The organism is Vibrio sp. 03_296 (assembly GCF_002265885.1).
The window spans coordinates 1-836 of record NZ_NPKW01001105.1; the positions used below are offsets into that span (position 1 = coordinate 1).

General features: G+C 46.1%; 1 protein-coding gene and 1 pseudogene. Both read left to right on the forward strand.

All coding sequences use genetic code 11. From position 1 onward, the window contains the following. Positions 1–387 (forward strand): annotated as a pseudogene (locus CIK04_RS35070) (hypothetical protein); the annotation flags it as partial. Positions 388–493: 106 nt separating this feature from the next. After that, on the forward strand, positions 494–691 hold the full coding sequence (locus CIK04_RS35075) for a hypothetical protein (RefSeq protein ID WP_325206031.1): 198 nt from the start codon (positions 494–496) through the stop codon (positions 689–691). Positions 692–836: the final 145 nt, after the last annotated feature.

The following is an 836-nucleotide window of genomic DNA, read 5'->3' on the forward strand; positions in this document are numbered from 1 at the left end:
AAGAGTGYTTCCTATGAAGCGACATACATTTGGCCGCTTGCCTACTGCTGGCATCACCTATCGCTTTGGCTAAGCAAGGTTTTTACCTTGGTACCGACCAAAGCGTTTTCGTTTTATTCCTATCAGAGTGACGATCTCGAGCAAGATTACCGCTACGATGTGAGCCCTAAAAAAGTGGGTGTTGGCATTGGTGCCACATTGGGTTATCAATTTATCGATTGGTTGGCACTGGAAGCGGGCGTATCGTATTGGTTGGCTAACCCTATCAACCAAACCGTGAGCTATTCCTACGGTGAAGGTCATCTGGAGAGAGCGATCATTTCTTTAGAAACCCAAAGCCTCAATCTCAATATTGGTCCTAAGTTTTCTTGGCTGTGTGGCCAATAAGCTCCAAGCTTTACGGAAAGCCAACACTGCCACTACACCACCACAAGCACTGATTGGGACAAATACACGGCGTCTTATATTGACAACTCACTGATCCTGACGAGCAATGAGCGCAAAAAACGCGCAAATAAGCACGGTACAACAAGTGGATATTGAAGTAGGTAGTGAATGGCATTTCACACCACGCTTTTCGATGACGCTCTCTTACCAATATCTGACGGATGCACTCAACGTCGATAGTCCTGAAATTGCGAAAGAGTTTGATCAGCAAGCCATCAAAATTGGCGTGTTGTTCGACATCTAACGATGTGGCCACAAGGAGGTGGCGTATTTGATACTTAGATGCTACGAAAAACTAAGAATAAAAACGAAGAAGCAAAAGGAGGCCGCAGCCTCCTCAGTGTTGAAGCATAACAATGCCTTAACGCCAAACGCCCCACTCGCCAGTC

Coding starts and splice junctions, on each gene's coding strand:
- CIK04_RS35075 (WP_325206031.1), top strand. CDS start 494: ATGAGCGCAAAAAACGCGCAAATAAGCACGGTACAACAAGTGGATATT.